At 61.9% G+C, this 25,147-nt stretch carries 22 protein-coding genes and 3 pseudogenes; 14 read left to right on the top strand and 11 right to left on the bottom strand.

Going from position 1 to position 25,147, the window contains the following annotated elements:
- Positions 1-92: 92 nt before the first annotated feature.
- The 4 genes from groL to ASD99_RS14905 all read right to left on the bottom strand — a co-directional run bounded on the left by groL (position 93) and on the right by ASD99_RS14905 (position 4,628).
- Complete coding sequence (gene groL, locus ASD99_RS14920; protein ID WP_056590644.1) at positions 93-1,715, bottom strand: chaperonin GroEL; 1,623 nt, start codon at positions 1,713-1,715, stop codon at positions 93-95.
- Between the two features lie 451 nt (positions 1,716-2,166).
- Complete coding sequence (locus tag ASD99_RS14915; RefSeq protein WP_057144092.1) at positions 2,167-2,520, bottom strand: chaperone modulator CbpM; 354 nt, start codon at positions 2,518-2,520, stop codon at positions 2,167-2,169.
- Positions 2,517-3,434 (bottom strand): DnaJ C-terminal domain-containing protein, encoded by a 918-nt coding sequence (locus ASD99_RS14910; protein WP_057144091.1) that lies wholly within the window; start codon positions 3,432-3,434, stop codon positions 2,517-2,519. Before ASD99_RS14910 ends, ASD99_RS14915 begins: the two co-directional genes overlap by 4 nt.
- A 96-nt stretch (positions 3,435-3,530) precedes the next feature.
- Positions 3,531-4,628, bottom strand: a complete 1,098-nt coding sequence (locus tag ASD99_RS14905; protein WP_244497750.1) for an Acg family FMN-binding oxidoreductase — start codon at positions 4,626-4,628, stop codon at positions 3,531-3,533.
- A 205-nt stretch (positions 4,629-4,833) separates the two neighbouring features.
- Here ASD99_RS14905 and ASD99_RS14900 point away from each other — a divergent pair.
- Positions 4,834-5,520: pseudogene (locus tag ASD99_RS14900) on the top strand (DUF6064 family protein).
- Positions 5,521-5,790: 270 nt separating this feature from the next.
- Positions 5,791-6,855: pseudogene (locus ASD99_RS14895) on the top strand (IS110 family transposase); the annotation flags it as partial.
- Between the two features lie 558 nt (positions 6,856-7,413).
- Here the strand turns inward: ASD99_RS14895 and ASD99_RS14890 are convergent.
- Complete coding sequence (locus ASD99_RS14890; RefSeq protein ID WP_082583281.1) at positions 7,414-9,027, bottom strand: ATP-binding cassette domain-containing protein; 1,614 nt, start codon at positions 9,025-9,027, stop codon at positions 7,414-7,416.
- Positions 9,024-10,682, bottom strand: coding sequence for an ABC transporter transmembrane domain-containing protein (locus ASD99_RS14885; protein WP_082583280.1), 1,659 nt, complete (start codon positions 10,680-10,682; stop codon positions 9,024-9,026). Before ASD99_RS14885 ends, ASD99_RS14890 begins: the two co-directional genes overlap by 4 nt.
- Positions 10,683-10,782: 100 nt before the next feature.
- Between ASD99_RS14885 and ASD99_RS14880 the strand changes: the two genes are divergently transcribed.
- The 3 genes from ASD99_RS14880 to cydX are packed head-to-tail and all read left to right on the top strand — an operon-like array spanning position 10,783 to position 13,692.
- Positions 10,783-12,357, top strand: a complete 1,575-nt coding sequence (locus ASD99_RS14880) for a cytochrome ubiquinol oxidase subunit I (RefSeq protein WP_057144088.1) — start codon at positions 10,783-10,785, stop codon at positions 12,355-12,357.
- 27 nt (positions 12,358-12,384) lie between these two features.
- Positions 12,385-13,539, top strand: coding sequence for a cytochrome d ubiquinol oxidase subunit II (gene cydB, locus ASD99_RS14875; protein ID WP_057144087.1), 1,155 nt, complete (start codon positions 12,385-12,387; stop codon positions 13,537-13,539).
- A 21-nt stretch (positions 13,540-13,560) separates the two neighbouring features.
- The gene (gene cydX / locus ASD99_RS32205) at positions 13,561-13,692 is read left to right on the top strand and encodes a cytochrome bd-I oxidase subunit CydX (protein WP_082525216.1); all 132 of its coding nucleotides are present in this window, start codon (positions 13,561-13,563) and stop codon (positions 13,690-13,692) included.
- Positions 13,693-13,733: 41 nt separating this feature from the next.
- Here cydX and ASD99_RS32200 read toward each other — a convergent pair whose 3' ends face one another.
- A complete protein-coding gene (locus tag ASD99_RS32200; RefSeq protein WP_082583279.1) occupies positions 13,734-14,063 on the bottom strand; it encodes a rhodanese-like domain-containing protein in 330 nt (109 codons plus the stop codon).
- Between the two features lie 75 nt (positions 14,064-14,138).
- A complete protein-coding gene (locus ASD99_RS14870) occupies positions 14,139-14,417 on the bottom strand; it encodes an ArsR/SmtB family transcription factor (RefSeq protein WP_244497749.1) in 279 nt (92 codons plus the stop codon).
- 182 nt (positions 14,418-14,599) lie between these two features.
- Here ASD99_RS14870 and ASD99_RS14865 point away from each other — a divergent pair, with 182 nt between their 5' ends.
- From ASD99_RS14865 to ASD99_RS32195, 8 genes and pseudogenes are all read left to right on the top strand, one after another.
- The gene (locus tag ASD99_RS14865; RefSeq protein WP_057144085.1) at positions 14,600-15,892 is read left to right on the top strand and encodes an NAD(P)/FAD-dependent oxidoreductase; all 1,293 of its coding nucleotides are present in this window, start codon (positions 14,600-14,602) and stop codon (positions 15,890-15,892) included.
- 29 nt (positions 15,893-15,921) lie between these two features.
- Complete coding sequence (locus ASD99_RS14860; protein ID WP_056581875.1) at positions 15,922-16,125, top strand: DUF2892 domain-containing protein; 204 nt, start codon at positions 15,922-15,924, stop codon at positions 16,123-16,125.
- Positions 16,126-16,212: 87 nt separating this feature from the next.
- A complete protein-coding gene (locus tag ASD99_RS14855) occupies positions 16,213-17,223 on the top strand; it encodes an efflux RND transporter periplasmic adaptor subunit (protein WP_057144084.1) in 1,011 nt (336 codons plus the stop codon).
- On the top strand, positions 17,220-20,486 hold the full coding sequence (locus ASD99_RS14850; protein WP_057144083.1) for an efflux RND transporter permease subunit: 3,267 nt from the start codon (positions 17,220-17,222) through the stop codon (positions 20,484-20,486). The genes ASD99_RS14855 and ASD99_RS14850 overlap by 4 nt, the downstream gene beginning before the upstream one ends.
- Positions 20,487-20,504: 18 nt before the next feature.
- Positions 20,505-20,891: a DUF302 domain-containing protein gene (locus tag ASD99_RS14845; RefSeq protein ID WP_056581872.1), complete on the top strand. Its 387-nt coding sequence runs from the start codon at positions 20,505-20,507 to the stop codon at positions 20,889-20,891.
- A gap of 9 nt (positions 20,892-20,900) precedes the next feature.
- Positions 20,901-21,350 (top strand): universal stress protein, encoded by a 450-nt coding sequence (locus ASD99_RS14840; RefSeq protein WP_056581871.1) that lies wholly within the window; start codon positions 20,901-20,903, stop codon positions 21,348-21,350.
- A 119-nt stretch (positions 21,351-21,469) separates the two neighbouring features.
- Entirely contained in the window at positions 21,470-21,871 is a 402-nt protein-coding gene (locus ASD99_RS14835) for an OsmC family protein (protein ID WP_056581870.1), read from the top strand.
- Positions 21,868-22,146: pseudogene (locus ASD99_RS32195) on the top strand (VIT1/CCC1 transporter family protein); the annotation flags it as partial. The gene ASD99_RS14835 and the pseudogene ASD99_RS32195, both read left to right, overlap by 4 nt.
- 36 nt (positions 22,147-22,182) lie before the next feature.
- Here ASD99_RS32195 and ASD99_RS33905 read toward each other — a convergent pair.
- Entirely contained in the window at positions 22,183-22,755 is a 573-nt protein-coding gene (locus ASD99_RS33905; protein ID WP_057144082.1) for a hypothetical protein, read from the bottom strand.
- Between ASD99_RS33905 and ASD99_RS33900 the strand changes: the two genes are divergently transcribed.
- Positions 22,754-23,362 carry a Crp/Fnr family transcriptional regulator gene (locus tag ASD99_RS33900; RefSeq protein WP_057144081.1) on the top strand — a complete coding sequence of 203 codons (609 nt, stop codon included), beginning with the start codon at positions 22,754-22,756 and terminating at the stop codon, positions 23,360-23,362. The genes ASD99_RS33905 and ASD99_RS33900 overlap by 2 nt on opposite strands.
- Positions 23,363-23,644: 282 nt before the next feature.
- Here ASD99_RS33900 and ASD99_RS14820 read toward each other — a convergent pair whose 3' ends face one another.
- Together ASD99_RS14820 and ASD99_RS14815 are read right to left on the bottom strand one after the other, a co-directional pair.
- Positions 23,645-24,244: an NADPH-dependent F420 reductase gene (locus ASD99_RS14820; protein WP_057144080.1), complete on the bottom strand. Its 600-nt coding sequence runs from the start codon at positions 24,242-24,244 to the stop codon at positions 23,645-23,647.
- A gap of 150 nt (positions 24,245-24,394) precedes the next feature.
- Positions 24,395-25,129 carry an SDR family NAD(P)-dependent oxidoreductase gene (locus tag ASD99_RS14815; protein ID WP_056581866.1) on the bottom strand — a complete coding sequence of 245 codons (735 nt, stop codon included), beginning with the start codon at positions 25,127-25,129 and terminating at the stop codon, positions 24,395-24,397.
- Between the last annotated feature and the right edge of the window lie 18 nt (positions 25,130-25,147).

The following is a 25,147-nucleotide window of genomic DNA, read 5'->3' as shown; positions in this document are numbered from 1 at the left end:
CTTGAATGAGAATGCGGGCAGCGCGGCACTGCTGCGCCGAAATCATCATCGAGTTGTCTATTTCCACCTTAGCAACGACGCTTCGCGTGGTGCTACATAGTCATCTCTGGTTCGAGCGCGCGTTCTTTCGCCTGTTCCGGAATTTCGGTCATGGTGGCTTCGGTCAAGAGCAGAACGCTCGCGACCGAGACGGCGTTTTCCAGGGCGATGCGCACCACTTTGGTCGGATCGATAATGCCGGCCTCGACGAGGTCAACGTACTCTTTGCGTCCCGCATCGAAGCCGAAATTGCCGGTGCCCTCGAGCATCTTGGCAATGACAACGCCACCGTCGACCGCAGAATTCTCAGCAATCTGCCGGACTGGCGCTTCAAGCGCGCGCTTGAGTATCTGCACGCCGGTCCGCTCATCGCCTTCGCAATGTTGCTCCTCGTCAGCCACGGTCGCGATGCAGCGCAGCAGGGCAAGTCCGCCACCTGGCACGATGCCCTCGGCGACGGCGGCCTTGGTGGCGCTGATGGCGTCGTCGAGTGCTTCCTTTTTTGACTTCATTTCGGCCTCGGTCGGCGCGCCGACCTTGATGACGGCGACCCCGCCCGCAAGCTTGGCAAGCCGCTCCTGCAGCTTTTCGCGATCATAGTCGCTCGTCGTATTGTCGATCTCGCGCCGGATTTGTTCGACACGGCCCTTGATTGCCTTCGGGTCGCCGCTGCCGCCGATGATCGTCGTATTGTCCTTGTCGATGACCACGCGCTTGGCCCGCCCCAGCTGCTCCATCGTGACATTTTCCAGTTTGAGCCCGAGGTCCTCGGAGATGACCTGTCCGCCGGTCAGAATTGCGATGTCCTGCAGCATGGCCTTGCGGCGGTCGCCGAAGCCGGGCGCCTTGACGCCACAATTCTTGAAGGTGCCCCGGATCTGGTTGACGATAAGCGTCGCAAGAGCCTCGCCTTCGACTTCCTCGGCAATCACCAGCAATGGTGAACCGGACTTCGCCACCGCCTCCAGCAGCTTGATAAGATCGTTCAGCGAAGCAATCTTCTTCTCCACGATCAGCACCAGCGCGTCTTCCAGGACCGCTTCCATCTTTTCCGCATCGGTCACGAAATACGGTGACAGGAAACCGCGATCGAACTGCATGCCTTCGACGACGTCCAGAACGGTCTCGGTGGTCTTCGACTCTTCGACCGTGATGACGCCTTCGCCGCCAACCTTCTCCATTGCCTCGCCGACCAACTGACCGATGACAGGATCGTTGTGCGCGGAGATCGTTGCCACCTGTTCCTTCTCGCGACGGGTCGAGACCGGCCGAGATATCTGCTTGAGTGTTTCGATCGCGCGTTTTGTTGCACGATCGAGACCCTTCTTGATGTCGATCGCGCTCGCGCCGGCGACGACGTTGCGTACCCCGTCGGCGAACATCGCATGGGCCAGAATGGTCGACGTGCTGGTGCCGTCACCGACCATGTCCCCGGTCTTCTCAGCCGCCTGCCTGAGCATCCGCGCGCCAAGGTTCTCCTCGGGATCCTTCAGGTCGAATTCCTTGGCGATGGTCACCCCGTCATTGCAGACGATGGGAGCGCCCCACTTCTTTTCGATCAAAACCGATTTCGAGCGCGGCCCGAGCGTCACGCGCACGGCGTCGGCGAGCTGGGTTGCGCCACGAAGAATCTTTTCGCGCGCAGCGGAACGAAACAATACCTGTTTGTGAGCCATGACCGTCTCCGAACTATGATGCGTCATAGCTAACAGGCGTAGCGTTCAGTCGGCTTTGATGCGTATCAATCGCGCTTCAGTGCCATGTTGACGACGATCAAAGAAGGCTGGGCTGGTTCCCCTGTTGGATAGCCCTGCAGATTAGGAATTTGTCAGACGACATTTCCCATGCTCGGGACACCGCGGTAGGCTGACAATTTCGTCGCACACTCGATGGCATCGACGATTCCGCCCATCTCCCCAAGGACGGACCGGGCGAGGAAGACCGGAACATTCGAGAACAGATTTGGCCGCGACTTCAGGAACGCTTCGCAGAAGCCGGGGGCGCCGACCTCCGGATCAAGCGCAGCTTAAAGTGCAGTTCGGTCGAGGGTGATGCAAAAGCAGTTTCGGTTGAGCCGGGTCGATATGGCCCGGCTCGCTTCCGATACGTTGGGGACTGTGTGCACGATCATGTCTCCTCGCTGCCGGGCGCGGGGCTGCCGCTGTCCCGCTCCATCGCAGCGATGATTGCGGCCTGGACGGACTTGTCCTGCGCCGTCACGGCCGCGCTCAGCGATCGCAGGCGCTGCCGCGTTTCGTGGAGCTGATCGATTAGCGACAATACGACCGGCAGCGTGTCAGTGTCGATTTCCAATTCATAGCGAAGCGTGCAGATCAGACGGACGCGTGCGAATTCCATATCGGTGAAGAGCAGAGTTTCCGCGTCCTGCCGCGGCACGACAAGCTCGTCCCGGATCCAGGCTTCAAGATCGCTCCGCTGCAGCGCGGCTATCCGCTCAACAAGGTCATCGACGCCTATCATGCCAGCATCTCCTTGCGTGGGTGATCAGGATGTTTCGGCTGCCAGTTCTCAAGGAAAGCGACAAGTTCGTGCTCTTCGGCCGAGGGCAGAACAGCTTTCAGGGTGATCAGCTGGTGTCCGCGTTGTCCGGTCTTGCGGTTCCGAACGCCCTTGTCGCGCAGTCGCAGCGTCTGGCCGGTGTTCGACCCCTTCGGGATGGTCATCGTAACGGGACCGCTTATGGTCGGAACCTCGATGCGTGCGCCCAGCATCGCCTCCTTCAGGGTAACGGGAACCTCGACATGAATGTTGTCGTCCTTGCGATGGAAGAACGGATGCGGCTCGACATGCAGTTCAACGTAAGCGTCTCCCGCCATTCCGCCGCCGAATCCGGCCATGCCTTGGCCCTTCAGTCGCAGCATTTGCCGGTCCTCGGCTCCTTCGGGGATCGTCACCTGTAGCGTCTTGCCATCAGGCAGCGTGATCGTGCGCTGGGCGCCATTGACCGCTTCCATGAATTCCACCGGCAGCACGTAGCTCACATCCTGGCCGCGCGCCTGAAAAGTCTCGTGCCGCCGCTGACCGCCGCCTGCAAACGCCCGCCTAAGGAATTCTTCCAGATCTTCGTTGCTGGCGAATCCTTCGTTAGCTGCGTGCGAGGCGTTGACACCGCCGTCGGCGAAGTCGCGATAGAACCGCTCCCGTGGCCGCTCCGCTCCGGCGGCGTCTATCTCGCCGGCGTCGAAGCGCCGCCGCTTCTCCTTGTCCTTGAGCAGATCGTTGGCAGAGGAAATGTCCTTGAACTTCCCTTCCGCTGCCTTGTCGTCCGGATGTAGGTCGGGGTGGAACTTGCGCGCCAGTTTCTTGAACGCCTCCTTGATCTCCTTGTCGGAGGCGGTGCGGGTTACGCCGAGCGTCTCGTAAGGGTCTTTCATTCACCTAGTCCCATCGCAACCATGAAAGGATCGGCAGGCGTCACGCGCTGCTTTTCTTCACGCGATGCCAGACAGCTCGTGAAGCGCATGCCGAACCTACGCCCCAAGAATGACGTGCTCCACGGGGCAACGGAGCGATTTGGGCAGCTCGGGACCATAGCCGAACCTCATCACGAGATCCGGTCGACGGCCACCGATGCCCAGATAAGTTGCGAATTGGCCTCGCACGGCGGGAACCTCGACCGGTTGATTGATGAAAGCATGCCGGAGTTGGAGAGCTGTCGCCTGGAGGGCGAAGCGCTGGCAGGAACGGCCGGCTTCGGCCCAATAGGCCGGTTCATTCTTGTCGGAGACGGACACGGCAACTCCGGCCGAACTCCTGAGCTGGCTCTCGTATTTCCTGTTTTCGGCGTCCCTGGTGAACACTTGGCTGAATACCAAGCGGCCGATCCAACCTGGTAGGACTGGACTGCCGGAGGATTTCGAAAACAAGCCGTCTCGCGTCGAAAGGGCTTCGCCATAGCTAAATCGTATCCACGATTCCAATTCCTCTACGAACGCGACATCGTCCATCTGCGCGCTGTTGCCTGCGACGAGATAGGAGAGGATGTCTTCACGTTGCTGCCGCTCGGTGAAAAGCAGCATCCGCACGCCGTCGCCGTTCCCGGCAGTTTCCAGAAGCCGCAGATGCTCGGGCGGGACAGACCGCCCATCATAGAGAGCGCGTGTCGATTGGCGATACGGGATAGCGTCGAACAGGTCCGTCCGTTCGGGCGGCGCGGCCTCCAGGTCGACCCGTATTCCGCGCGCAGCTGGGTCGTAGCTCGGAGCCGCCCGAAGTCCGAACGCGCGAGCCGCTTGAACCATATTCTCGGCGGCACAGCCGAGGCTGGCGAACACGTGATGCTCATCGGGATCGACGGCGGGCAAGCGGCGCCCTGGATCGGACAGCACAAGGACGGAGCGGTCCGAGAGCCGGAATTGCCAGGGCTGAGTGTTGTGGCTGTTTGCCGCCAGGGTGGCGTAACGGACAAGTTCTCGTCGGGCCGATGACAGTGGCAGATCGGTGCTGTCGCTATGGCGCCACGTGGCGATGATAGCGCCCTCATAACCGGAAAGCCCTCGGGCGTTCGTGACAAGCGCGGGTCCGCCGCCAACTGCGACAAGCCCTCCTCCGACGGTGAGCGCGGCCAAGAGCCGACGACGGCCTTGATGAACCTCAGACATGATGGCTGCATATTACAACCGGGCCCCGCCTGGCTTTGATCTGAATCATTGCCTTCCTGTGGCGTGTGGCCTCGACGCTTGACAGCGAACCGAACGCCGTTGGTTGCGCCAGATCAAAGCGCGAGGGCAACAGCGATGATCTTGTACGTTTGGAAGCTGGGAACCGTGGCTGATGCTGCCATTCACGCGCGAGCAATTCCTTGGCGTCTTCGTCACCTACAATGATGCGATCTGGCCGCTGCAGATCGTGACCTATCTGTTAGGCATCGTCGTCGTCGTAGCCCTGTTGTTTCGACATGGCCGTCCCTCTGACCGGATCATCGCGGGCGTTCTCGCGGCGATGTAGGTTTGGACTGGGATAGTCTATCAGGGGCTGTTCTTCGCGCCGATCAACACGGCTGCTTATCTCTTCGGTGCCCTGTTCCTGTTTCAAGGGGGGCTCCTGGCCCATGCTGGGATGCAGCACGACTGGCTCCGCTTCGGCCTTCAGTCAGGACTGGCCGCGTGGGTGGGCGCCGCTTTCCTGTTTTACACGGCCGTCCTCTATCCGTTGATCGGCATGGCGACGGGGCACGCTTATCCCGAGATGCCGATGTTCGGCGTGACGCCGTGTCCGGTGACGATGTTCACTTTCGGCATGCTCCTGCTGACGACGCAGCGCCTGCCCAGCTGGCTGCTAGTCATCCCCTTCGTCTGGTCGCTGATCGGCGGAAGCGCCGCCATCGCGCTCGGCGTAGCGCAGGATTGGCTGCTCCTCGCAAGTGGCTTCATTGCCGTTCTGCTTATTGTTGTTCGCGACCGCCGTCGCCACGCTTGTGCACAGAATTATGTCAACAATATCAATGATGTAAATCGATAGCGATGATGCTGTTGAAGACTGTCGTTGTCAACTTCACCGTCTCAGGTCACACGCAGGGCCGTCGCGGAATCGGTCGCCGCGGCACTGGGAGCCGACCATGTTCGCCCTGCTCCAGTGGAGTGAAACGGTCCGAACTTAAGGCGGACAACTGCTCCGTCGCTCTAGACGTCATGTTCCGAGGCGGAGAACGGTGGCCCGCCCTTTCGTGCGATTAAAAGACGAGGGTTGCTCGGATGGGCCGAGCCGATCCTCACGCACGGAGAGCGAGCCATGGAAGAGTATAGCGAAGCATTTGTCGCGTTTGATGTAGCCAAGAAGAAGCACGCGGTTGCGATCGCGGAGAGCGGCCGCACCGGCGAGGTCCGGTTCGTCGGCGAGGCCGAGAATAGTCCGGCGGCGATAGAGCGGACGATCAAGAAGCTGGGAAAAAAGTATGATCGACTGCACGTCTGCTTCGAGGCTGGGCCGACGGGATATGGGTTGTGCCGGCAGGTTCGCGATCTTGGTCACGACTGCATGGTGGTTGCGCCGGCCCTGATCCCGAAGCGGCCGGGCGAGCGCGTCAAGACCAACCGGCGGGACGCGGTCACGCTGGCGCGACTGCATCGGGCGGACGAACTGATCGGGGTGTGGGTGCCGGACGTAGTCCACGAGGCTGTCCGCGATCTCGTCCGGGCCCGCGAAGCCGCAGCCGACGACCTGCGCCGCAAACGTCAGCAGCTTCTCTCATTCCTTCTGCGCCATGGGCGGATCTACGAGGGCGGCGGTCATTGGACATTGGCGCACCGGCGCTGGCTTGCCCGCCAGAGCTTCGAGCATACCGCGCAGCAGATCGTGTTCCAGGAGAAGATCGACGCGATCGAGGACGCGGCTCAGCGACTACACCGCCTGGATGAGCAGTTGCGCGCCGTCGTGCCAACTTGGTCCATGGCGCGGGTCGTCGAGGCCTATCAGGCCATGCGCGGCGCCTCGTTCCTGGTCGCAGTGATATTTGCGGCCGAGATTGGGGATGTGCGTCGCTTCGATACGCCGCCGCAGTTGATGGCCTTTCTCGGCCTTGTCCCGGGGGAGCGCTCGACCGGTGACACGGTTCGCCGGTCGAGCCTTACGCTCGCCGGCAATCGACGCGCCCGCCGCGCCCTGGTCGAAGCGGCATGGACTTACCGCTATCCTGCCAGGGTCAGTGAGACCCTGAGGGGGCGGCTCGAGGGGCTGCCCAAGGCCGTCCGCGATATTGCCTGGAAGGGGCAGCTCCGGCTCTGCGCCCGCTATCGTCGCCTCAGCGCCACCGGCAAGAAGCCGCCGGTGGTCGTGGCTGCGATCGCACGCGAGATGNGCCTGGAAGGGGCAGCTCCGGCTCTGCGCCCGCTATCGTCGCCTCAGCGCCACCGGCAAGAAGCCGCCGGTGGTCGTGGCTGCGATCGCACGCGAGATGGCCGCCTTCTTGTGGGCCATCGGCCGGGAGGTCGCGCCGTCATAGCCGGTCTCGACCCACCCCGCTGCACAGTGTTGGGGGTGGGGCCACGGTGGGGAACTCCCGTCGCTAGTTATGTGGCCGAGCCGATGCGCCCGACGCCCGCCCTCTAGACCGAGGACAGCCCCGAGACGAAGACACGGAAGGCCGGTACCCAACCCGCGGATGAGAGTCTGATCAACCGTCGTCTCTGAGCTCCACCCCCAGCCCTGTGCAGCTTCAGCNCCCGAGACGAAGACACGGAAGGCCGGTACCCAACCCGCGGATGAGAGTCTGATCAACCGTCGTCTCTGAGCTCCACCCCCAGCCCTGTGCAGCTTCAGCCGATCCGACTGCTTCGCAAACCTGCCAAGCAGGCGAGTCTTCTTGCCGTCAACCTTGACAGGGAACATGAGAGACTCGCACAGCGATTTTCGCGATCATTGCAGTCGAACCGCAGCGGACCCTTTCGGTGTCAGCTCGTCATGACTGGAGAGGATTACTATCCGCTCCCGCAACCGGTGTAGCAGGGCGTCGAGAATGCGCTTGCCTTGTTCGGCCGCGAGATGCTCGGTCGGTTCGTCCAGGAGTACGATGGGCATATCGGAAAGCCATGCACGCGCGAGGTTCAATCTTTGTGCCTCGCCGAGTGAAAGCATATCCTGCGTGATCCAGCCGTCCAGGCCGCCCGCCGCCCCGATACGGTCCTGAAGTTCCACAGTGGTCAACGCGCGCCACAGCTCATCGTCGCTGGCGTGCGGGGCAAACAGGTTCTCGCGCACTGTGTCGGCGAGAATCGTCGCGTCGTGGGGGCAGAAACAACTCATGGAGCGGCGCGCATCCGCACCGAGTCCAATACCATCGCCCAGGACGCATTCGTCACCGGCGTCGAGCCAGCCGGCGATCTGCTTCAACAGGGAGGTCTTGCCGCAGCCACTGGCACCATGCAGGACTGTTGTCCTGCTGGCGTGGAAGGTCGCGCTGAGTGGCCTTCCAATCAGCCGGCCATCCGGGGCGTGGCGCGGCAATCCGTCCAGCGTTAGTGACGAGATGTGCTTTCGGAAGTGATCGCGCGACAAACCGTCCGCGTTTACGGTCCATTTCGCCAGGGCCGCGCGCGCCGCTGTCTCGCGCGCGAAGGCGACGACGATCTTCGATGCACCCAAGACGGATTCCCCGACGGCCAGCCAGGAGAAGGCAAGAAGGGCGGGCACCAACAGGGCCTCGCCGCGCAGGCCCGACAACCAGGCGCACACCAGGACGCTCAGCATGGCGCATGGCGCGAGGCAGTTGGCCAACATATCGAACAAGGTCTGCCTGTGACGAAGCACCAACGCGCGTGCCTGGGCATTGGCGTGGCCCTCAAATGGCTCGTTGAGCATCGGGTCCCAGCGGCGTTCGCCTTGCAATGGCACCACGGCCTGTACCGCCGCGCCAAGCAGGCGGGAGGCCGTTTGCCTGCTTTCGCGAATTGCCGCCAGATCGGACTTGGCTCGTCTGGCAAGGAACCGGGCCCCGACCGTGTTTACCGCGATGAGGAGCAGGATGGGTACGATTGCCAGCGGGATCAGCCAAGAGGTAGCCACGACAAGCAATGCAATGGCGACGCCAAGGGTGACCGACGGCAGGCCGACGCGCAAGCGTGCATAATCCACGTCCTCGACGTCATCGAGATAGTCGGCGAGGCGATCCTGATTGCCGAGCTGCCACCCGGCTCTGCGCACCGCCGGCGCGGCGGCCATCGTGGCGAACAACGTCGAGCGACGCAGGACCTGATCGGTGAGCGCCGCCCGGTGGCCGACAACGCGCTCGCCATATTTGGCAGCCGTGCGCGTCAAGGCGAACAGGCGTATCAAGGCGGCGGGGATATGGAAGTTGAATGTCATGGCGGCGGGCGTCAGCCCCGCCAGCGCGACCGCGCCGAGAAACCACACGGACACGCCGGTCAGCAGGATTGAGCCCGCCAGAGCGGCAAATGCCATAACAAGAGCGAGGCGCCACGGCGCTCTGTTCCGGGCGCGCTCGGTGACTTTCGGGGAAGCGCTCTCGTTCATGCGGCTCGCTCCCCTGCTTGCCTGTTTCCCACATCGAGGTCGATCGTTCTACCGGCAAGCATGGCCAGGCTCCTGTCGTGCGTGGCCACGAGTACGAGCCGGCCGCGCGCGGCATCCGCAAGCGCAGCGCGCACGATCGCGGCATTGGCGGGATCAAGCTTGGCGGTCGGCTCGTCGGCGACAATCGCTCGGTTCGAGATCAGTGCCCGCGCCAGGCCGATGCGCACCCGTTGCCCACCGGAGAGGTTTTCACCGCCAGCCTTGATCAGCGCGTCAAGCCCGGCCGGCAAAAGCGCATCGTCGAGCAGGCCGACATTCGCCGCCGCAAGCAGCAGCCTTGTCCGGCAACAGGGGCCGTTTCCCCAGCCGATGGCATCGCCGAGCGTACCTTCCGGAACATAGATGTCGGTCGAGCACCAAGTGACGCCTGGCTGGGCGTCAAGGTTCGGTTGAACGGAAAGGGTGGACCCGATCCCTGCAAGATGGCGCAGCAGGGTCGACTTGCCTGATCCGCTCGGTCCCGTGATGGCCACCAGTCCGGTCTGCGGCAGACGCGCTATCTTAATTGCCAGATCTCGGGTCAGGATAGCGGCTTTGAAAGCCGGTAATCCCGGACGAGCGTCCAGAACCAGCGCGTCGAGCGCGGCGGCGGCGGCGAGGCCCTCGGCCTTGGCGTGATATTGCTCGGCGTAACGTCGGAACGGGGCGAAATACTCTGGCGCGATCATCAGTATGAACAGGCTTTGCCAGAGTTGAAGGTCGCTAAAGCCGGGAGTGCTGATGAGCTTGAGATGTCCGAGGCCGAGAAACACGGCGAGGATCGCGATCGACAGCGACGAGAAGAAGTCGATGATGCCGGCGTTGAGGAATGCGACCCTGAGCACGCTCATCGTGCCCGAGGCATAAGTGTCCAGCCGCACCGCGAGCTTGTCTTCTTCCCGCGCCAGCGCGTGGTTTCCAAGGATGGTCGGCAAGGCGCGGATGCGATCGGCGAACTGGGCGGCAAGACGACCGAAGGCCTTCTCCTGCGCCTCGGCACCGCTGCGGATCGCACTGCCAATGAGGACGAAGAAGACGATCATCACCGGCGTCAGCACGATGAGCGCAAGTGCCGCCTCCCACGAGACGGCAACGATCGCGGTTGCGGCAAGCAGAGGCCCCAATCCCAGCATCATCGAAGCGAGGCGATGCCCGACCGCCAGGCCAGCCACGGCTTGCGGATAGCGTTGAAGTCCCGCGATCAATGTTCCGAGCGGCATAGCCTGGATATCGCCGGGAGAAGCCGCGGCGAGGGCGCGACGCACCGCCTCAAGCAGGCCGTTGGCGACCTTCAGCTCCGTTTTGGCGATGGCGCGGTCGCCCACCAGCCCAACGACAGAGCCAAGGATCAGACTGGTCAGCGCGGCGCCAAGCAGCGGCCAGCTTGCAATCCCCGAGATCATGCGGCCCACGAACATTGCCGCCAGACCTATGAAGGCAAGCCGCAGCATCGCGCGCGCCACCTGCAATGCAAGGGCGGAACGCAAGCCGGGGGTGGCCAGGTCGCGCGCAACGCGAAGTGTCTTGCCGGGGGCGGGTGCCCCTGGATTGGCCGCCTCCGGTGGATTTGCCCCCGTTGGGCGTTTGCCGCGCTGATTCAGGATGGTTTTCAGCATGACAGCTCAATCTCATGCCGCGGGCCTGAGGGAATTGATGCACATCAAAGGCGCAGCCGCACAACAAGCTATCAAAAGGAACGCTATAACGGAGCTTCCGATGACCAACCCATTGCTTGTGGAACTGTCGCGGCTGCAATTTGCGCTGACCGCGATGTACCACTTCCTGTTCGTCCCGCTGACGCTGGGCCTCTCCATCATGCTTGCGATGATGGAGACGGTCTACGTCATGACCGGCCGCACGATCTGGCGAGACATGGTCAAGTTCTGGGGTATGTTGTTCGGCATCAATTTCGCCCTCGGTGTCGCCACCGGCATCACCATGGAATTCCAGTTCGGTATGAACTGGGCCTACTACTCCCACTATGTCGGCGACGTGTTCGGAGCTCCTCTGGCGATCGAAGGCCTGATGGCGTTCTTCCTGGAAGCGACCTTCGTCGGGCTGTTCTTCTTCGGTTGGGAAAAGCTCTCCTCTCGCGCGCATCTCGTCGTCACTTGGCTGGTCGCGCTGGGCACCAATTTCTCGGCGCTGTGGATCCTGATCGCCAATGGCTGGATGCAGAATCCGGTCGGCTCGGCCTTCAACCCGGATACGCTGCGCATGGAAGTGACGGACTTCGTGGCTGTCCTCTTCAACCCTGTCGCACAGGCAAAGTTCGTCCATACCGTTTCGGCGGGCTATGTCTGCGGCGCCACCTTTGTGCTCGGCATTTCGGCCTTCTATATGCTGCGCGGCCGGCACATCGATCTCGCCAAGCGTTCCTTCGTCATCGCCTCGGCCTTTGGCATCGCCTCATCGCTTTCGGTCATCGTACTCGGCGACGAGAGTGGCTACGCCATCACCGACAACCAGAAGATGAAGCTCGCCGCGATGGAGGCGATGTGGGAGACTGAGCCAGCTCCCGCCTCCTTCACCGCCTTCGGCATTCCCAGCATGGCCGATCGCACGACCCATTTTGCCGTGCATATTCCTTGGGTCATGGGCATTATCGGCACGCGCTCGATCGACAAGGAAATCCCCGGCATCTTCGAACTTGTCGAGAAGGCCGAGGGGCGCATCCGCAACGGTCTGACCGCCTACGATGCACTCGAAAAGCTCAAGGTCAACCATGGCGACGCGGCTGCACGCACAACCTTCGATACGACAAGCAAGGATCTAGGCTACGCCCTGCTGCTCAAGCGCTATGTCGAGGATCCGCGCCTGGCCAATGCCGATCAGATCAAGCAGGCGGCATGGTCGACCGTTCCGGAAGTGCCGGCGATCTTCTTCACATTCCGGATCATGGTGTTGTGCGCCTTCCTTCTGCTTGCCGTTTTCGCGATCTCGCTCTGGCATACGATGCGTGAGACGCCGGCGCCGCGCTGGCTGTTTCGCATGGCGCTGATCGCAATGCCGCTGCCATGGATTGCCGCTGAGGTAGGCTGGTTCGTCTCCGAATTCGGCCGGCAGCCATGGATCATCGAGGGTACGCTGCCGACCTTCCTGGCGACCTCCGAGCTTGGCATCCCTGACCTTCTGATCACCATCCTTGGGTTCACCGTTGTCTATGGCGTCCTGGCTGTGATCGAGGTGCGGCTGATGTTGCAGGCAATAGCAAAGGGTCCGGCCGTCAGCGCGAATGCCGCGCCTCCCCTCGGCGAAGGCAAACGAGTCCATCTGGCGACCGCCCAATAGACCCGGGACCAGCAAGGAACAACGACGATGATCGATTTTCTCTTCAACTACGAAACGCTACGGATCGTGTGGTGGGTGCTGCTTGGCGTCCTTTTGATCGGTTTCGCGGTGACCGACGGCTTTGACATGGGCGTAGGGGCACTGCTGCCCTTCGTCGCAAAAACCGACATCGAGCGGCGCGTTGCCATCAACACCATCGGACCGGTCTGGGAAGGCAACCAGGTCTGGTTCGTACTTGGCGGCGGAGCCATCTTCGCTGCGTGGCCGGCGCTCTACGCGTTGAGCTTCTCCGGCTTCTACCTCGCCATGTTCCTGGTGCTGTTCGCGATGATCTTGCGGCCGGTCGCCTTCAAGTACCGCTCCAAGCGAGAAGACTCGCGCTGGCGTTCGAATTGGGACTGGGCGTTGTTCATAGGCGGCGCCGTGCCGGCGCTCATCTTTGGCGTGGCAGTGGGCAATGCGCTAAGAGGCGTGCCGTTCCACTTCGACACTGACCTTCGGCCGTTCTATGAGGGCACCCTGTTCGGCCTTCTCAACCCGGTGGCGCTCTACTGCGGCCTGGTTTCGCTTTCAATGCTTGTCATGCACGGCGCGGCGTGGCTGGCCTTCAAGGCGGAAGGGACGGTGGCTGACCGCGCCCGTATCATCGGCGGTAAGGCCGCGCTGGCCGCTGCCATCTTGTTCGCCGGCGGTGGCGTGCTTGTCTGGCTCGGGCTGCTCGGCGGCTACGAGATCACGAGCGCGATCGTCTGGGATGGCCCGTCAAATCCGCTGGGCAAGACCGTCATCGCGAGCGGAGGTGCCTGGCTGCGCAACTTCCACGCCACGCCAGCCCTTTGCCTGGTTCCGGCGCTAGGCATTGTGGCGCCGCTGATCGCCGCCGCCGGCTTCCGCGCGCGTCGCGAAGGCCTGACCTTCATTGCGTCGAAGATTGGCATTTTCTGCATCATTGCGACTGTCGGCCTGGCGATGTTCCCAATCATCCTGCCGTCCAGCACAAATCCGGGCCATTCGCTTGCGGTGTTCGACGCATCCTCAAGCCGGGCGACCTTGCGCAACATGCTGATCGCAACCGTCATTTTCCTGCCGCTCATCCTTGCCTATACGGCCTGGGTCTACAGCGTGCTTTGGGGAAAGGTCAGCGAAGCCTCCGTGCGCGAGGCCGGTTCATCGGTCTATTGAATCAGACTGGAGATTGCAAAGATGTGGTACTTCGCCTGGATCCTCGGCCTCGGACTGGCCACCACGGTCGGCATCCTGAATGCCCTCTGGTACGAACTGCGCGCGGTTCGCGCGCAGCCCTCCGAAAGAATTGAGCACTTGGAAGCGCCGTGAGACGCCGCGACTAAACCTCCATTGTGAAAACGCCGTCCCCATCAGCTTGCCAGAGGAAAGCCTTGCGCACGCCAGGCGCCGATGCCGCCGCCCAGATGGGTGTCGTGCGATTGTCCACCAGCTTTGGCGATGGCAATCGCTTGCGATGAACGGCCGCCGGCCTGGCAATAAAACACCACGGGTTTGTCGGATGGGATGAGCGCCATCTCCTCACGAAGCCTGCCTAAAGGAATATGAATGGCCCCGGCTATATGCCCGGACGCCCACTCGGCGTTCTCCCTAACATCGACAAGCGTGATCGTGTCGCCCATCTGACGCACTTGCGTCGGTGTCAGCGTTCTGACCGACGACTGCGCTCCAAATCCAAACATTGCACTTCTCCTGTTTCTTCCGGATGCGGCATGCCATGCACCGCCTTTGAGATTGTCAATTGCAACAGCTTCTCGTCAGGGACAGAAAGCCGAGTGAAGCGCTTCGACGACCGTGAGCACTTCCGGCCGTGTGATGCGGTAGTAGACAGTCGTGCCATTTCGGCGCGACTCGACCAGGCCGTCAGCACGCAATCGCATGAGTTGCTGCGACATCGGTACTTGATCGATGCCAAGCAGTTCGCGCAGTTCCGCGACAGAGCGCTCATCCTTCCCCAACGCGCAGAGGACCAGGAGCCGTTGCGGATGGGACAGGCTCCTGAGCAGGTCCGCCGCCTTTCCCGAAGCCGGGATCATCTCGTTTACATTCATACTATTGAATTTAAAGTATTTGAATGTTAAATGCAAGCCCATCGGTCTGGCTTGCGAACGGCACAACCTTACCATCGTGCCGCCCGGCTCGGGAATTGAGCCAGATCAACGCAAGCCTGCTGCCTTTCTGTCAGTTTGCTTGAACGAGAAACATCGGGAGAAACCCTATGTCACATGTCGTCGTCCTCGGGGCCGGTCTTGGTGGAACCATCATGGCCTATGAAATGCGAGAGAAGCTGCGCCGCGATGACAGCCTCACCGTCGTCAATCTCGGCACATCCTATTCCTTCGTGCCTTCCAATCCGTGGGTGGCGGTCGGCTGGCGCAACCGCGACGACATCTCTGTCGACCTCCACGCAATTTTCAAGCGACGCAACATCGCGCTCAAACCCGAGGGCGCCAAGAAAGTGTATCCGAAGGAAAACCGGATCGAGCTCAATGACGGTACGTTCGTCGACTACGACTACCTGATCATCGCGACCGGGCCGGATCTCGCGTTCGATGAGGTGCCCGGCCTCGGACCTGCCGGATATACGCAGTCTATCTGCCATATCGACCATGCGACCGCCACGAAGGCGAAGGTCGATGAACTCGTCAGCATGCCGGGTCCGGTCATCATCGGTGCCGTCCAGGGGGCATCCTGCTACGGACCCGCCTATGAATTCGCCTTTATCCTCGACACCGCGCTACGCAGGTCCAAGGTGCGCGACCGCGTGCCGATGACCTTCGTGACGCCGGAGCCCTATATAGGTCATCTCGGCCTGGATGGCGTCGGTGATACCAAGGGCCTGCTCGAGAGTGCCATGCGCGATCGGCACGTCAAGTGGATCACGAACGCCAAGGTGACTTCAGTCGATGCCGGAACCATGCATGTCGAGGAAGTGAACGAGGATGGTGGGCTGAAGGCCAAGCACGACCTGCCATTCGCGTTCTCGATGATGCTTCCGGCCTTCCGTGGCGTGCCGGCGGTGAAGGACATAGAGGGCCTGGTCAATCCGCGCGGCTTCGTCACGATCGACAAGCACCAGCGGAACCAGGTTTATCCGAACATCTTTTCGATCGGCGTCTGCGTCGCCATTCCCCCCGTCGGCAAGACGCCGCTGCCGGTTGGTGTTCCAAAGACCGGCTTCATGATCGAATCCATGGTCACCGCGACGGCGGAAAACATTGGCGCACTGTTGCGCGGCGAGGAACCGCGGGCTGTCGCAACCTGGAACGCGGTCTGCCTGGCTGACTTCGGCGACGAAGGCATCGCCTTCGTGGCGCAGCCGCAGATCCCGCCACGCAACGTCAACTGGTCATCGCAGGGTAAGTGGGTGCACGCGGCCAAGGTGGGGTTCGAGAAATACTTCCTGCACAAGGTTCGTCAGGGCAAGAGCGAGACCTTCTACGAGGGACTGGCACTCGACTTGCTCGGCATCAAGAAGCTCAAGGCCATTCACATAGAGCCGGCCGAATAGGCACGGCGCAGATTTCAGGAGACAAGATTATGACTATCGACAAGGCAGTTCTGATGTTCGCGGGGTTCATGGTGCTGATCTCCGTTGCGCTCGGCTATTACTATTCACCCTACTGGTTCCTCCTAACCGCCTTTGCCGGGCTCAATATGGTGCAGGCTTCGGTGACGGGCTGGTGCCCGGCGGCGATCGTCTTCAAGAAAGCAGGCTGCAAGAGCGGCGTCGCCTTCAAGTAACACCGACTTTCCAGGATTGGCGTCCCATACGGGAGGTGCCTTCGTGCCTCCCGTCCTTTCAATTCGTTCCGAGAACGGCACATTGCGATGAGATACGCACGATTCCTCCTGGCCGACGGGCTTCTGCTCGCCATCACGCTGCTCGTCGACGGCAGCGCGTTCGCGGGGGACTTCACAGTCAAGGCAGCCACCGTCATCGAGATGAAGGCCGTTTACGGTCAGGTCGAGAGCCGCACGATCGTGCCGGCACGAGCGCGCATTTCCGGTACCATCACCGAGGTGCGGGTGACTGAAGGCCAGATCGTTAAGAAGGGTGATGTGGTCGCTACCGTAGTCGACGACAAAATAGCTCTGCAGCTTCGCGCAGCCGATGCCAAGATCGGCGCCCTTAATTCCCAGATGGAGAATGCCAAGACCGATCTGCAGCGCGCCCAGGATTTGCTGACTAAAGGCGCTGCAACACAGAGCCGGGTCGATGCAGCTCAGACCCAGTTCGACGTCATCACCAGCCAGTTGGCAGCCGCGGTTGCCGAGAAGGCCGTTACCCAGCAGAGCGCCAAGGAAGGCGATACCTTGGCTCCGGCCGACGGTCGGGTGCTGACGGTTCCCGTCACGGCAGGCTCGGTGATCATGGCAGGCGAACCGGTCGCCCGGATCGCGTCGGGACAATACTATCTGCGACTGTCGCTGCCGGAGCGGCATGCGACGGAGATCAAGGAGGGCGCCGAGGTCGATATCGCCGAACGCGGCGCCGGCGCGGACGGCGGCTTCGTCAAGGCCCGCCAGGGCCGCATCGCCAAGGTCTATCCAGAGATCGAGAACGGCCGCGTCATCGCCGATGTCGAGGTCGCCGACATAGGCAAATTCTTCGTCAACGAGCGCACGCTGGTATCGATCCCGGTCGCGAAGCGGACCATGCTTGGCGTGCCGCCAAAGGCGGTCAGGACGGTACACGGGATCGACTACGTCACAGTCAATACACCGGACGAACCACTCGACGTGGCGGTCGTGCTGGGCCAGCGATACCAGGATGACGGAGAGCTGCGGGTCGAAGTTCTGACCGGCCTCGCCGAAGGCGACAAGGTCGTCCTGCCATGAAACTTGGCATCGCCGGCGGGCTCACCCGCTCGTTCATCGCCTCGCCGCTGACGCCGCTCTTCTTGTTGGCGGCGCTGGCACTCGGGCTTGTGGCCCTCGCCACGCTGCCACGCGAGGAGGAGCCGCAGATTTCCGTGCCCATGGTGGACATCCATGTCGCGGCCAACGGGCTGAAGGCGGAGGATGCCGTCAAGCTCGTGACCGAGCCGCTGGAAACCATCATCAAGGGCATTGACGGTGTTGAGCACGTCTATTCGCAAACCGTGGACGACGGCGTGCTGGTGACTGCCCGCTTCAAGGTCGGTACCAGTTCCGACGCCGCCGTTTTGCGCGTTCATGACAAGGTGCGCGCCAATATGGACCGCATCCCGGTTGGCATACCCGAGCCACTGATCGTTGGGCGTGGTATAGACGACGTGGCCATTGTGGTGGTGACATTGACGCCGACGCCCGAGGCGGCCAGCCGCTATTCCTCGGCCGATCTGACTCGGTTGGCGCACGAACTGCAAGTCGAGGTCGCCAAGCTGCCGGATATTGGCCTGACTTACATCGTCGGCGAACAGCCGGAAGCGATCCAGGTCGAGCCGGATCCGGAAAAACTCTCTCTTTACGGCATCACGCTGCAGCAGTTGACGGCCAAAATCGCTGGCGCCAACAGATCCTTCCAGATCGGCACGGTGCGCGATGAGGGCAAGCAGCGTGTGCTGATTGCCGGCCAGACCTTGCAGACCCTCGCCGACATCGGCAACCTGCTTCTGACTGCGCGGGACGGGCGGCCGGTCTATGTGCGCGACGTGACCACAATCATGTTGGCAACGTCGCCGGCAGAGAACCGGGTCACCAACGTCATCAAGTCCGACAAGGGGCTTGAACGGGCGCCGGCCGTGTCGCTGGCAGTGGCCAAGCGTCCGGGCACCAACGCCGTTGTCATCGCGGATACGATCGTCAAGCGCCTTGACCAGGTGCGGGGTGAAATTTTCCCGAAGGACGTCGACATGGTCGTGACCCGCGACTACGGCCAGACCGCGAACGAGAAGGCAAATGAACTGCTCTTCCACCTCGGCCTCGCGACGATCTCCATCGTCGTGCTCGTTGCGGTCGCCATAGGCTGGCGCGAGGCGCTGGTGGTGGCCGTTGTCATCCCGACGACGATCCTGCTCACACTGTTTGCCTCGCGCATCATGGGCTACACGCTGAACCGCGTCAGCCTGTTCGCACTCATCTTTTCCATCGGCATCCTCGTCGACGATGCGATCGTGGTGATCGAGAACATTGCCCGGCATTGGGCCATGGATGATGGGCGGTCCCGCAAGCAGGCGGCCATCGACGCCGTGGCCGAGGTTGGCAATCCGACGATCGTGGCGACGCTCACCGTGGTCGCGGCGCTGCTGCCAATGCTGTTCGTGTCTGGTCTGATGGGGCCGTATATGAGCCCGATCCCGGCCAACGCCTCGGCGGCGATGCTGTTTTCCTTCTTTGTCGCGGTGACGCTCACGCCGTGGCTGATGATGAAGTTCGGGAAGAAGGACCACGCCTCGGCGCATGCCCATGATGCCAGTAGCCCCGGTGGCGCGCTCGGTCGCGCCTATATCGCGGTCGCTAGGCCCATCCTGAAGTCGCGGTTTCGGTCGTGGACCTTCCTGCTTGTCGTCGGCGCCGCGACCATGGCTTCGATGGTGCTCATCTACACCAAGCACGTCACTGTGAAGCTCCTGCCGTTCGATAACAAGACCGAATTGCAGGTGGTTGCGGACCTGCCCAAAGGCTCCTCTGTCGAGGACACCAATCGGCTGTTGCAGGCTGTGGTGAACCGTCTCGCCGACGTAGCCGAGGTGGTCTCGTTCCAGACCTATGCCGGTACAGCGGCGCCTTTCAATTTCAACGGCCTGGTGCGCCATTACTATCTTCGCTCTGGACCCGAGCAGGGCGACGTCGCAGTCAACCTAGCGGGGAAGGGCGAGCGCAGTCGTCCAAGCCATGCCATCGCCCTCGACATTCGCGAACGGCTGAAGGGCATTGCCATGCCAGAAGGCACCGTGCTCAAGGTGGTCGAGCCACCGCCTGGTCCGCCGGTGCTCGGGACCCTGCTGGCGGAGATCTATGGCCCCGACGCCGAGACGCGCCGCGCGGTGGCGGCAAAGGTGCGCGAGACGTTCTCCTCTATTCCGTTCATCGTCGACGTCGACGACAGCTTCCACAACCAGCCGCAGCGCGTGCGGCTGGCGATCGACCAGGACAACCTCGAATACTACAAGGTCGAGCAGTCCGACGTATACGACACGCTGAGCTACCTCTACGGCGGCACGACGGTAGGCTATTCGCATCGCGGCGGCGGCCGCCAGCCGATCCCGATCCGCGTGGCGCTCTCGAAGAGCGACGGCGTCGTCGACCAGCGTGCCCTTACGACGCCGGTCCCGGCGAACGCGCTACCGGGCGCGCGCGACGTGGTGGAACTCGGCGACGTCGTGCGGGTGACGCGTGAACCGGCATCCTACCCGATCTTCCGCCACAATGGCCGGCCCGCCGAGATGGTGATGGGGGAGCTCGCGGGCGCGTTCGAGGCGCCGGTTTACGGCATGCTCGCCGTAGACGATGCCATCGCCAAAGCCGATTGGGGCAACCTCCCGAAACCGACGATCGCATTGCACGGGCAACCGGATGACGAATCCAAGCCGACACTTTTGTGGGACGGCGAGTGGGAGGTGACGTGGGTCACCTTCCGCGACATGGGCGCGGCCTTCATAGTGGCGATCCTCGGCATATACATTCTTGTAGTGGCGCAGTTCGGTTCGTTCAGGCTGCCACTGGTTATCCTGACGCCGATCCCACTGACCCTGATCGGTATCATGCTTGGCCATTGGGCCTTCGACGCGCCGTTCTCGGCCACCTCGATGATCGGCTTCATCGCGCTCGCCGGCATCATCGTGCGTAATTCGATCCTGCTGGTGGATTTCATTCGCCATTCCAAGGGCACCGACAGGCCGCTGGTCGACGTGTTGCTCGAGGCCGGCGCCATCCGCTTCAAGCCGATCCTGCTCACCGCGATCGCAGCGATGATCGGGGCGGCGGTCATCCTGACCGACCCGATTTTCCAGGGGTTGGCGATTTCGCTGCTGTTCGGCCTCGCCTCGTCGACGCTGCTGACGGTGCTCGTCATTCCCGCCATCTACGTGGCGTTGCGCGGCGGCTCGAGGCAGGACACCAGGACCGATGTGCCGGCAGAGCCTGCAACGACCAATCAACCAACCTCAGCTTCCGGCTGAACCAACAAGGACAAGATCATGAGCTACTATTTTTCCAAGATGCTGGACTCCAGCTTCGATGCGGCGGTCGAACACACGACGGCGGTTCTGAAGGACGCCGGCTTCGGCATCATTACCGAGATCGACGTCAAGGAGACGTTCAAGAAGAAGCTCGGGATTGACTACCGCAACTACCGTATTCTTGGTGCCTGCAATCCCAAAATGGCGCTTGAGGCGCTGTCGATCGAAGACAAGGTCGGTACCATGTTGCCTTGTAACGTCATCGTTCAGGAACTGGGCGAAGGGCAGGTGGAAGTCGCTGCGATCGACCCGGTTGCCTCAATGGCTGCGATTGAGAACGCGGCGTTACGTGGTCCGGCCGAGCAGGTGCGAAACATGCTGCGAGACGCAATCGAAAGCCTTTGAGGCATTGTGATGTATGCACGTCTGTTAGTCGCCACGGACGGATCTGAGCTGGCGGAGATCGGCGTGAAGCAAGGGCTGTCGCTTGCCAACCGTCTGAAGGCAAAGATTGTCTTCTTGTATGTCACCGAACCGTTCCCTCTCTTCGATTGGCGAGATCCGATGTCAGGCTATTCGGCTGGCCAACATTTCCGTGCTTATGTCGAAGAGGGGCGCCGCTTTGCCGGGCAGATCCTCGATCGATGCAAGGCGTCGGCTTTGGACCTGGGCGTGGACGCTAAGGTCGTTCATCTAGAGAACAAGAGACCAGCGCAAGCGATCCTAGAGCTATCCAAGGCAGAAGGCTGCGACCTCATCGTCATGGCCTCGCACGGGCGCCAGGGACTGGGAAAGCTGCTCTTGGGAAGCCAGACCGCCGAGGTACTTTCCTACGTCGATATCCCGGTCCTGGTCGTCCGCTAGGACGTTTGGCGGTCAGCCGCGATCTGACCTCGATCAATACCGGGCGCTCGATTTGCCGGTAGAAAAGCTCAGGCGCTGCTTATACCAAGCAGGCAAGCACCAGCGAGAAAGGCCACGGAATGTTCGAATACAACATTGAAGCCCGACGGACCGATGCACGAGGCAGCGTCGCCACGACCAAGAACGCCGCGCTTGTTCTCGACACCTGTCTCGAGGGCCGACCCGATGCCTTCAATCCAGCCGAACTGCTTCTGGCGGCCATCGCCGCCTGCATGATCAAGGGCATCGAGCGCGTCACGCCGATGCTCGGTTTCAAGCTGCGCGGCGTCAAGGTCGCGTTGCATGCCGTTCGGCGCGACAGCCCACCGGGGATTACCTCGATCGACTACGAGCTTGTCGTCGACACCGATGAAACCGACCAGCGGCTGGAGCTGCTTCACAAGAACGTCCGCAAGTACGGCACGATTTCCAATACAGTCGCCGCCGCCACGAAACTCGAAGGCACGATCCGGAAAGCATGAGCCGGCTGCATGTCGAAAACCATCTTGTGTCGCGCATCGGCTGGCTGCGCGCCGCCGTGCTGGGAGCCAATGACGGGATCGTCTCGACCGCGAGCCTGGTCGTCGGGGTGGCGTCGGCCGCCGCGCCGAATTCGCAGGTTCTGGTCGCCGGCATAGCCGGGCTGGTGGCGGGCGCCATGTCGATGGCGGCCGGCGAGTATGTCTCGGTCAGCTCCCAGTCGGACACCGAGAATACCGACCTCGCCCGCGAACGCGAGGAACGGCGAGCTCACCCGCGGATAATTCAGCTAAGAAGTTGTCCGGTTCCCGTATCAGAGATGAGGACTTTTGCCTCGCGCGATCATCATGTGGTGGTTCTGATGATGCATGCCACGCCCCATGAGCCCGAAGAATCCGAGGCCGCGCAGTTTGGCGGCATCCTTCGCCGGCGGCCACACGGTCAGGGATGCGCCACCGTCGATGTCAGAAGCCTCGAAACGCCAACCGTCGACCCCGTTCATCGCCGCCGCATGGGCCTTCACCATCCGGCGCACCGAATCCTGAACGGCTCCCGAACCTGTGACCAGGAAGCGGGTTCCGCCCGCGACCGGCTCGCTCTTCACATCGGCGGCCAAAGTAACCGCGTTCATGTCGACGAGATGCGCACGCAGGGCGTCGATGTCCACTTTGGACCAGTCTGTATCGGAATCAGCCTCCAGGATGGCTACGATCTCCTGGATCGCCGCGAACGCGCCTTGGCCCGGCTCCGTCGGGACCGAAGCACCGGCGGCTTGCCCACTCATCATCTGCATATGCATTTTGTGGTCCATTCCGCCGGTCTGGGCTTGCTGGGCACAGGCCGCGGAAGGAATCAAGCAGGCGGCGAGTGCGAGGGCGCGTATCATGGCAATTGCTCCATTGGACAGGCATGCTTGCCACAGCCTCAAGCAACGCTACATGATAGAAATCATGTCGCTCCCGCTTATTGCCCTGCTCGACCATTTGGAAGGCCGCGATATCGAGTTCGTGGCGGGAGCACCGGTGTTTCATCTGGGTGATCCCGTCCGGTTTATCCACGTTGTGCGTTCAGGTGTTGTTCATCTGGTCAGGCATCAAGACAACGGGACGGCGCTGATCCTTCAACGCGCGGGTCCAAATTCCATCTTGGCCGAAGCCTCGTTGTATTCAGCCTCTTACCATTGCGCGGCCCAGGCGGAAGTTGCTGCCGTGACCTGGGCCATTCCACGCGGCGGCCTGCTCACCCGGATCGAAGAGGACACGGAGTTGGCGATCGCTTGGGCGCGCCATCTGGCACACGAAGTTCAGCAGGCGCGACTGCAGTCGGAGATCTTGTGCCTCAAGACAGTCGCGGCCCGCCTCGACGCGTGGGTTTCCTGGCATGGGAGCCTTCCCGCCAGAGGACACTGGTCAACGCTGGCCCGTGAAGTAGGTGTCAGTCCCGAGGCGCTTTATCGCGAAATCGCCTGGCGCCGAAAGCGTGACACGATTTGATTTCTGCAGCCGTCGCTGGGTTCGCGCTGCAGGTGTACGGCGGCAGCCGATCGTAAGTTTTGGAAGAGACGGACGTGTCTATCCATCGCCGGGGCAAAGGTCTCAAGCCCGTGATCTGCCGCTCTGTCGGGCGTCTCCGCGCTCTTCGAACGGCGCCCATACGCCGTCAGGCCCACCCCAACCTTCGCGACTTTGTGGCCTTCAAATATTTGGTCGCGCGCTGCTCGAAGAAGTTAGCGCGCGCGACCAGTTCTCGGCGTCGATCACACGGTCGTAGATCGATTACTGCTCCTTCTTGAACAAATCCTGGAAGATCAGCTGGCCCCAAGTGCTGGCGCGTGCGTGCACCAGCGCGCCACCCTCGCTGAGCTTTCCCAGCTTGACGGGTGCGAACCCGAGTTGTTTGGCCAAGGCCGCCACGGGAGCGATCGCGTCCTCGTCGTCGCTCGACAGAAAGACCACCCGGTGGCCGCCCTCGACGATCGGATCGGCAGCCAGGGTGGCCGCAATCAGGTGATTGAAACCTTTCACGAACTTGGCGCCGGTGAACGACTCCGCAACGAAGGCGGAGGACGGGAGGCCGTCCAGCTCTTCAGGGACAGGAAACGCGTTCATCGCGTCGATGACCGTCTTGCCTTTCCAGCTCGGCAGGGCTTTCGCAACCTCGCGATGGTCCCCGAAAGGGACCGCCAAAATGATTGTGTCGGCCTCGAGTGCTTCCCGCAGCGACTTGGCGACGACCCTGGGGCCAATCGCCCGAGCCTGCGGCGCCAACGCCTCGGGCGGCCGGCGGCTCGCGACGGCCACGTCGATGTTTTTACGGGCGAAGGCGTGGGCGAGGGCCTGGCCTATCTTACCGAATCCTACAATCGCGTAGTTCATAATGCTTCTCCGATCCGTGTTGGTTTTGTTTGCCCAGCCTTCAACGGCGCTGGGTTATCCGTTCCGCTGTGTGGCGACCTTTGCGTGGTCGTTCCACCATGGACATGATAGTTCCCGCCGGTCAGCCGCTTCCCGCGACCCGGCGCGATTTCAGATGGCCGAGAAGCCGCCGTCGACAGACAACTCCACCCCATTCACGAAACTCGAATCGTCTGAAGCAAGAAACAGCGCGACCGCCGCAATTTCTTCAGGACGCCCCATCTTTCCCCGCGGGATCAGGGATTCGAACATCTGCTTCGCCTCCTCTGTGAGAACTTGGTCCTGCATCGGTGTGGCGATCGGCCCTGGGTGCAGCACGTTCACCCGGATATTCCTGCCCTTGAGTTCGTTGAGCCACCCGCGTGCGAATGCGAGCAACGTCGCCTTGCTCGCCGCATACACGCTGTAACCTGGAAAACCCTTGATCGAAGCGACTGACCCGGTCATGAAGATCGATCCGCCATCGTTGAACAGCGGCAACGCCTTCTGTACCGTAAACAGCGTGCCGCGCGCATTCAGGTTGAAGGCCGCATCGAAGTGCTGCTCGGTAATCTCGCCCAGTGGGACGGCTTCGCCCGTGCCAGCGCTCGCGTACAGGATGTCGATCTTGCCCTTTTCCCGCTTGACTGTATCGAACAGGCGGTCGAGGTCGTCGAGATTGGACGCGTCGCCGCGAACGCCGGTTACGTTCCGGCCGATCAGCTTGACGGCCTCGTCCAGTGCCTCCTGTCTCCGGCCCGTGATGAAAACATAGGCGCCTTCTTCAACGAACCGCCTGGCGCTCTCCAGCGCCATGCCGCTCGATCCACCCGTGATGACTGCAACCTTACCGTCTAGCTTTCCCATGACTTTTCCCTTCAGGCT

Source organism: Mesorhizobium sp. Root695, from assembly GCF_001428185.1.
Lineage (GTDB): Bacteria > Pseudomonadota > Alphaproteobacteria > Rhizobiales > Rhizobiaceae > Mesorhizobium.
Note: the sequence above shows the minus strand (reverse complement) of the source record. Positions and strands in the feature narration are given on the sequence as shown.